Annotated in this window: 5 protein-coding genes, 1 tRNA gene and 1 pseudogene; 5 read left to right on the top strand and 2 right to left on the bottom strand. The window is 59.2% G+C overall.

Annotation, left to right across the window (positions count from 1 at the left end):
• Positions 1–186, top strand: a pseudogene (locus A5774_RS06885) (nitrite reductase); the annotation flags it as partial.
• A gap of 52 nt (positions 187–238) precedes the next feature.
• On the opposite strand, the gene selD reads toward A5774_RS06885, so the two are convergent.
• Positions 239–1,282, bottom strand: coding sequence for a selenide, water dikinase SelD (gene selD / locus A5774_RS06880; RefSeq protein WP_064833991.1), 1,044 nt, complete (start codon positions 1,280–1,282; stop codon positions 239–241).
• 99 nt (positions 1,283–1,381) lie between these two features.
• Here selD and A5774_RS06875 point away from each other — a divergent pair.
• From A5774_RS06875 to A5774_RS06860, 4 genes are all read left to right on the top strand, one after another.
• Positions 1,382–1,477, top strand: a tRNA-Sec gene (locus tag A5774_RS06875).
• Positions 1,478–1,628: 151 nt separating this feature from the next.
• Positions 1,629–2,918 carry an L-seryl-tRNA(Sec) selenium transferase gene (gene selA, locus A5774_RS06870; RefSeq protein WP_064833995.1) on the top strand — a complete coding sequence of 430 codons (1,290 nt, stop codon included), beginning with the start codon at positions 1,629–1,631 and terminating at the stop codon, positions 2,916–2,918.
• On the top strand, positions 2,919–4,796 hold the full coding sequence (selB, locus tag A5774_RS06865) for a selenocysteine-specific translation elongation factor (protein ID WP_064833989.1): 1,878 nt from the start codon (positions 2,919–2,921) through the stop codon (positions 4,794–4,796).
• A 290-nt stretch (positions 4,797–5,086) separates the two neighbouring features.
• Complete coding sequence (locus A5774_RS06860) at positions 5,087–6,166, top strand: ATP-binding protein (RefSeq protein WP_231892375.1); 1,080 nt, start codon at positions 5,087–5,089, stop codon at positions 6,164–6,166.
• 203 nt (positions 6,167–6,369) lie between these two features.
• Here A5774_RS06860 and A5774_RS06855 read toward each other — a convergent pair whose 3' ends face one another.
• On the bottom strand, positions 6,370–7,311 hold the full coding sequence (locus tag A5774_RS06855) for an exonuclease domain-containing protein (protein ID WP_064833987.1): 942 nt from the start codon (positions 7,309–7,311) through the stop codon (positions 6,370–6,372).
• Between the last annotated feature and the right edge of the window lie 495 nt (positions 7,312–7,806).

Genomic DNA, 7,806 nt, shown 5'->3' with positions numbered 1-7,806 from the left:
CGCGCGGTCTCGGTGCTTTCGGGCCTGTCGTTGTTGGCTGGTTCTGCCTGCACGCGCTTCGGGGTGTTGGACGCCGGGCTGGAGGCAGTGAAAGATCCGTCCACCACCATTGGGCCGCAGAAGCGTCGTGCGCAGCGACGCCGTGAGCAGCAAGGCTTAGCTGGCGACGTGGTGACGCCGGAGTAGCGTAGCCGCGGTGCCCCAGGATTAAACGTGGTGACGCCGGAATAAAGCAGTGCTAGCGCACCGAGATATACGCGGTGTTCTCGCCGGTGCCGCTACCACCGTTGCCTTCCACGTTGCGTTCCACAGTGCGGCCAATAACCGGGTAACCAGGTACTTCGCCGATGACCAGCAAGCCGCCGGAGGTTTGGGCGTCGGCCAGGAAGATCAAGTCTTCTTCCGAAATCGCCTCCGATTCCACTGACAAGTGCGGGCGCACCCAATCCAGGTTGCGGCGCGAACCGCCGGGGATGAAGCCGTCGGCAAGCGCTTCCTTGGCGCCGTCGATGGCAGGAACCGCGGAAAAGTCGAGTTCCGCGGCCACCCCGGATGCCCGGCACATTTTGTACAAGTGGCCTAGCAAACCGAAGCCGGTGACATCGGTGGCTGCCCGCGCGCCTGCCGCCAGCGCGGCCTGCGAAGCTTCGCGGTTGAGGGTGGTCATGGAATCAACGGCCGCCTGGGATACTTCCCCGGTGGCTTTGTGTTTGTTATTCAGAATTCCGACGCCGATCGGCTTGGTCAGCGTGATAGGCAAACCGGGTTGGGCGGCGTCGTTACGCATGAGTTTTTCTGGTGCGACAATGCCGGTGGCAGCCATGCCGTACATGGGTTCGGGTGCGGTGATCGAGTGCCCACCGGTGACAGAAATGCCTGCTTGGGTGGCCACGTCCATGCCGCCGCGCAGGACTTCGCGCAGCACATCCAGGCCGAGTACGTCGTTGGGCCAACCCACCAGGTTGATCGCGGTCACCGGGGTACCACCCATGGCGTAGACGTCGGAAAGCGCATTGGCGGCTGCCACCCGGCCCCAGTCATAAGGGTCGTTGAGCATGGGGGTGAAAAAGTCCGCGGTGGAGATTACCGCCAGCCCGTCCTGGATTTTTACGGCTGCGGCATCGTCGCCGTCGTCCAGTCCGACCAGCACGTTGGGGTCGGCTTTGCCGATGAGGCCCTCGACGGCTGATTCCAACTCCCCGGCTGGGATCTTGCAGGCGCAGCCACCTCCGGCGGCAAACGAGGTGAGGTTGATGTTATTGCTTCCAGCTTCGTCACTCATAGGTCTATGCTACCTGTGCGCCGTCGCTGCACCGGTGTGCTAGTTATTTTGCTGCCTACTCCGCCACCCTGCACCTGTGCCCTAGTAAACTGACGCGGTGGAGGCGTATGCGTTCCTGGTGGGCGCCCCGGTCTTCAAAACCGGTGAGGCCGAGCATCTCGGTCTGGCAGGTTCGATTCCTGTCCGTCTCCGCCACTAGTTTTGCCCCAACACTAGTTTTGCCACAGCGCAGGCAAGTTTCCCGCCCCGCAAGGAGGTCGCCACGGTGCCTGAAACCACAGTGTCTGATTCTGCAACGCCTGATCCTTTAGCGCCTGACAACGATCCCCGCCGGAATATTCCGAAGATGGATCAACTGTTGCAGCTTCCCGCCGTCGAACACGCGCGGCAGCGCCTGGCGGAACACACCATCCGCGCGGCCATAAAAAATATTCTTGCCGACGCCCGTCGCGGCGCCATAGCCGTGGATTTCATCGAAGAGCGCATCACCGAGAATCTACGCGCGCAGCAACCGTTTGCCCTGCACCCGGTCCTGAACGCCACCGGGGTGATCATCCACACCAACTTGGGCCGCGCCCCGCTGCCACCGGCTGCCGTGGAAGCACTGCAGGCGGCGGCTTCGTATACGGATGTGGAAATGGATCTGGCCAGCGGCAAGCGATCGAAAAACCGCGGAGGCGGTGCCACGCAGGCGTTGCTGGATGCGTGCCCGGCGGCGGAGGACGCGCTGGTTGTGAACAACGGTGCTTCCGCGTTGTTGCTGGCCACGGCGGCGCTGGCGCCGAACCAAGAGGTGATTATCTCTCGCGGCGAGTTGATCGAAATTGGCGCCGGCTTCCGTTTGCCGGAGCTCATCGAATCCACCGCGACGCGCCTGCGCGAGGTGGGCGCGACCAACCGCACGCACCTGGCTGATTATGACAACGCGATCACCGCGGATACTGGCGCGATTTTAAAAGTGCACCCGTCGAATTTCCGTATGGAAGGATTCACGGCTGCGGTGGGCGTCGACAAGCTGCGCCAGCTTGCGCGCACCCACGGCAAGTATTTGATTGTGGATCTGGGTTCGGGCCTGCTCACGCATGATCCCGCGTTGCCGGAGGAGCCAGATATTCACAGCCAGCTGGCTGCCGGGGCGGATGTGGTGATTGCTAGTGGCGATAAGCTGCTTGGCGGCCCGCAGGCGGGCATTGTGCTGGGGAGTGCCGAGGCGATTGCGAAAATGAAAAAGCATCCGTTGGCGCGGGCGGTGCGCATTGATAAGTTGCGCCTGAATGCCTTGCAAGCAGCGGTAACGACGCCTTCGAATGCCGTGCAGGATGCGTTGCATATTGATCCGCAGCGTTATCGCGAGCGCACGCAGGCGCTTGCCGACGCCACTGGTGGCCGTGTGCTGGACCATGATGGGCGTGTCGGCGGTGGGGGAGCGCCGGAGTATCCGTTGCCTGGTGTGGCGGTGGCTCTGCCGGAGTCGCTGGCTGCGCCGTTGCGGCAGGCCAGCACGCCGGTGCTCGCGCGGGTGCATGATGGCCAGTGTGTGGTGGATGTGCGCTGCGTGCCGGAAGAACAGGATGAGCTGTTGGTCCAGACCATTCGGGGCGTCCAAGCCCAACAGCCCAGCCAGGAGGCGAACTAAATGCACGTCGTTGCCACCGCCGGGCACGTTGATCACGGCAAATCCGCTTTGGTGCGTGCCCTGACGGATATGGACCCGGACCGCTGGGCGGAAGAAAAACGCCGCGGGCTGACCATTGATCTGGGCTTTGTGTGGACTATCTTGCCGTCAGGCACGGACCTGGCGTTTGTCGACGTGCCGGGGCACGAGAAGTTCCTGGGCAATATGCTCGCCGGTGTGGGCCCGGCACCGGTGGTCATTTTCGTGGTTGCTGCCGATGAAGGTTGGCAGGAGCAGTCTACGGATCACCGCGATGCCCTGCGTGCGCTGGACATCCGGCATGGGCTGATCGCCCTGACTCGTGCTGATCGCGCCGATGCCGCCCGTCGCGCCGAGGTCACAGCCCAGGTGCGCCATGAACTAGCTGGCACCGCGCTTGCCGACGCACCCCTGGTTGAGGTTTCCGCCCATACCGGTGAGGGCATCGCGCAGATGCGGCAGGTGTTGGATGAGGTGCTGGCCCAGGTGCCTGCCCCGGACCCGCAGGCGCGGGTGCGTGTGTGGATCGACCGCGCGTTTTCCGTGAAAGGCGCTGGCACCGTGGTCACGGGTACGTTGGCAGCGGGCACTCTGCGGGTAGGGGATACCTTGCAGCTGGCCAGCCCGGACGGCGGGCGTGCGGTGGAAGTGCGCGGTTTGCACAGCGAAAATACGGCCCACCAGGTGTTGGAGCCGACTTCGCGGGTGGCGGTGAATCTGCGCGGGATCAGTGCGGATGCCATCCACCGCGGCCACAGCTTGCTCAGCTCGGGTGCGTGGGAGTTGGTGGAACAGATCGATGTGCGCCGCACCTTCGGCCAGGATTTTCATGAGTTGCCACAGAATATCGTCGTTCACATTGGCACTGCTGGGCTGGAGGCCCACGTGCGGCCGTTGTCTGGGGATTATGCGCGGCTGAGTTTGGCGCACCCGTTGCCGCTGCAGTTGTTGGATCGCTTCGTGGTGCGCAGCCCGGGTGGGCGGCATGTGAGTGCCGGGGTGCAGATTATTGATGTGTACCCGCCGGAGCTGAACCGCCGTGGTGCGGCGCGTCGGCGTGCAGAAGAATTGGAACTGCTTGCCGACGGCAACCCGAGCGATGCCACCAGTACTGCCGACGCCAGCCCCAGCGATGCCACCACCACTACTGCTGCGGCAAGCTCGAGTCCGTTCACCGATCCCACCGGGTATATCCAGCGCGTCGGTTACGTGCCCGTCGGCAAGTTGCAGCGCGCCGGGTTCAGCGTGAGCGATCCGAAAACCCCACCGCAGGGCATTATTGCTTTCCGGCAGTGGTGGATCGCCGCCCGGCAGATCACGCGCTGGAAAAACCAGCTGCTGGTTGCGCTGGGCAAGCATGCGCAGGATAATCCGCTGGCCGCAGGCATGCCGCGTAAGGCTGCGATGGATGCGCTGGACTTGCGCGAGGATGCGCTGCTGGGCATCGCGGTGGCCGCCGCCAAGGTGGAACAGGCCGACGGGCTGCTGCGTCTGCCGGGGCACAAGGTGGATCTGGGTGAGGCGGAAGCATCCGTCGTCAAGCTGGAAACCTGGCTTGCCGACGACCCCTTCGCCGCACCGGAGGCGGATGAGCTGCAGGAACTCCGGTTGGGTGCCAAGCAGTTGGCGGCGGCGGAAAATGCGGGGCGTTTATTGCGGTTGTCGCAGGGGATTGTGCTGCTGCCGTCTGCTGTACAGGAGGCGAAAAAGCGTATCGCGCAGCTGGAGCAACCGTTTACACTGTCGGCAGCTCGGAAAGCTTTGTCGACCACGCGTCGGGTGGCGATTCCGCTGCTGGAGTATCTCGATGAACAGGGCATTACCCGCCGACTGGATGGTGGCTTACGGGAGCTGCGGTAGTGTGTGGTGCTTTGAATTCCGCGGGCACGGTGAAAATGGGCCACAATGAAAATAATGAAAGGGACCGGCCCTGGGCTTCCACTACAAGTGGAGAGCGGAACCGGTCATGTTGTTATTTATGATAGCGCACTTTTGCAATTGATTAAGCTGACAGCGCGATCAGAGCTCAATGGTGTGGCTTACTGTAAAGCTACTCTAAAGTACTCTAACACTAGATGTTAGAGTAGAAAATCCCCATGACCAGCCGAAACGGTCTACTGTTAAATCTACTCTAAAATTATGAGGCGAGCATGTCCGAATACGTGCACCAAGATAACCGTGGGGATTGCTACCAGCGCATGGGTGATTCCACCCTGAAGTTGTCATTTGCGCAGTGGCAAGAACTTGAATGGGATCGGGGAGCATCACGGTTTGAGTCGACGCCAGTGCCTGGTGGAGGAAGCTTCGAGGAGGTTTTGGATCCGCAACAGGTGGAAGAATTCCGGGCGTTGCTTACATCATCAAGCCCGCAATTAGCGTTGCAAGCACGGGATTTATTGACCCGAAAAGGGGAGGTTACAGTCGCGGCAGCGTTATTGTTTGCGCACCGTCCGCAGATTTTTTATCCCAATGCGCATGTAAGAATTCTGCGCTATGACGATAATGATCGTGGTGCCGGGCGTCGGCAAAATCTTGTTCACGGGGGAGATATACGCGCTGAAGGCTCGATCCCTGAGCAGCTTTCGGCAGCGGCAGAAGCAATTGAACAGCTCATGCCTAAGCGGCAAGCATTGGGGGATGCCGGGCGGTTTGTGCCTCATGCAATTGTTCCGAAGGATGCATGGCTTGAAGGTTTAGTAAATGCGTTGGTTCACCGTTCGTACAGCATGGGAGGTGATCATATTCGGGTAGAAATCTTTCCTAACCGTATAGAGATTACTAATCCTGGCAGGTTTTTGGGTCTGAACCGGATTGATAACCCGGAGCAGATTAGCCGGAATGCGCGTAACCCTCGCATCGCGAGGGTGTGCGCGGATCTCGGGATTACTCAGGAATTAGGTGAAGGCATTCGTCGTATATTCCAGGAGATGCGCACATCGGGGCTAGTGGATCCAGTGTATGAGCAGGTCAATGAGTCGGTAAAACTGACTTTGCATGCAAGCAATGCTATTCCAGCGGATTTAACCCGAGATTTGGGCCGGGCAGCATTGGAAATTCTCAAAGTGCTCCGGCAGTCCCAAAAACAATTAGGGATTGGGGAAATCACCGAGTTAGTAAGCCTTGCGCGTCCTACTGTGCTGCGCCATTTGAAAGAGTTGCATTCGCGTGGCTTGGTTGTGTGGCATAAACAGAGCCCGAATGATCCCCGTGCTACGTGGTCACTCGAATAACCGATGGAGAAGTTTGACCTGGTGCTGTCGGCGAAGCGCGGCCTACTGTAAAGCTACTCTAAAGTACTCTAACACTAGATGTTAGAGTAGAAAATCCCCGTGACCAGCAAAAACAGGCTACTATTAAATCTACTCTAAAGTTACTCTAACATTGTTAGAGTAGAAACTTAATAGCTCGCGATCCATACCACTCGTACGCACGCCTATTCTTCAATTGCGGCGAAGAATTCATTTTCTGTCATCACGGTCAATGTCGCGCCTTTTTCCACGAGCGCTCGGGCTTTCACCATTTTGCTGGAGCCATCCATGCCTGGCCGCCACGTGGTTGGCGAGGGTACCCCGACTACCAGCTGGGTGGTTTTCTTCGTCACTGATTTATCAACCTTGCCGCCTAGCTTTTCGACGAGCTGCTGCACATCCGCGCGCTTCATCCGGCCAAGTGTGCCGGTAAAACACACGACTTCGCCTTCTAGCGCGGTCTCATTAGTCCACTGAGTGAGGTCTGCTTCTGGTCGCGCCGGCCGGGTACCGTTACCGTTACCGCTACCAGACCCCGCGCTCCCACGTTGCCGCGGTGCTTGCGTTAGTGCGAAGGTCTTTACGAGTTGCCCCAGCGGCATCTCCAGGTGTCGCAGCATCGCGAGGAATAGTTCGCCGGTAACCCGCGCATCCTCGGAGGCGTCGTGGTGTGCGAATGCCAGGCCAGGGCAGTAGTCGTGGATCAGGCTTTCCAGCCCGTTGGTTCCGGCAGGGCGGTGCAGAAGGTATCGGGCCATGCGCAGCGTGCAAAGCCGAGGATTTATAAAATCGGGCAGATTCCCCAGCTCTGTGTGTGCTCGCCAGACGGAATAATCAAAAGCCATGTTGTGTGCAACGATGGGGTTCGTGCCGACGAATTCCTGGATGTCGCTGGCTAGCTCCCGCATGGTTGGGGCATCTGCGACGTCGGTTTCTCTAATGCCGTGTACCGAGATGTTGATGGGCTGGAAGTGCTCGTATCCAGGGTCTGGTTTGATGAGTGAGCTGTAGCGTTCAAGTGTTTCGCCGTGGTCGTTCATTCGTACGAGGCCGATCTGGCATGCCGACGCACGCATCTCGTTGGCGGTTTCGAAGTCGAGGACAGTGAACTCAGTAGGAAGCGACATAGGAATAGTATGCACAGCTTAAGCTGTTTTGTCTGGGGAATTCACAGAAAGTTTTCGCCATAGTAGCACTGCCGGTAGCTAAAAACTTCAATTTTTCATTGCAGTAATTTTGTTCCATATATGATGTTGGGCGTATGGATTTTCCCAAGTCAGAAATTGATTTATTGCGTCAACAGCACCCGGATCCTGCAGATCGCATCTCTGTGGATATGACGAGCAGCGACTTCCTGAAGCTGCTGATGGATGTCGCCACTCAGCGCGACAAAGCTCGTGACCGTGCGGGGCAACGCAAAGAACCCCGGGTCAGCTGGGGTTTAACCCTAAACTCAAGGAGCTACATCTCAACGCGAAAACACCCCCGCCGCGATGCTTCAGGCTGGGCCTGGTGTTCGGCGAGAGCGTTTCGAAGACTGACTTCAGTCACCGAAATAAGTGGCCAGAATGATGAGGATAATTCAGCGTTCCAACGGTAAAGATCAAGGGCGCGACCAGGAT

It is taken from the genome of Corynebacterium sp. EPI-003-04-2554_SCH2473622, from assembly GCF_001665955.1.
GTDB classification, from domain to species: domain Bacteria; phylum Actinomycetota; class Actinomycetes; order Mycobacteriales; family Mycobacteriaceae; genus Corynebacterium; species Corynebacterium pseudodiphtheriticum.
The sequence above is the reverse complement of the archived record's forward strand: the minus strand, read 5'-3'. Positions and strand labels throughout refer to the sequence as shown.

Coding starts and splice junctions, on each gene's coding strand:
- A5774_RS06855 (WP_064833987.1), bottom strand. CDS start 7,311: ATGTCGCTTCCTACTGAGTTCACTGTCCTCGACTTCGAAACCGCCAAC.
- selB (WP_064833989.1), top strand. CDS start 2,919: ATGCACGTCGTTGCCACCGCCGGGCACGTTGATCACGGCAAATCCGCT.
- selD (WP_064833991.1), bottom strand. CDS start 1,282: ATGAGTGACGAAGCTGGAAGCAATAACATCAACCTCACCTCGTTTGCC.
- A5774_RS06860 (WP_231892375.1), top strand. CDS start 5,087: ATGTCCGAATACGTGCACCAAGATAACCGTGGGGATTGCTACCAGCGC.
- selA (WP_064833995.1), top strand. CDS start 1,629: ATGGATCAACTGTTGCAGCTTCCCGCCGTCGAACACGCGCGGCAGCGC.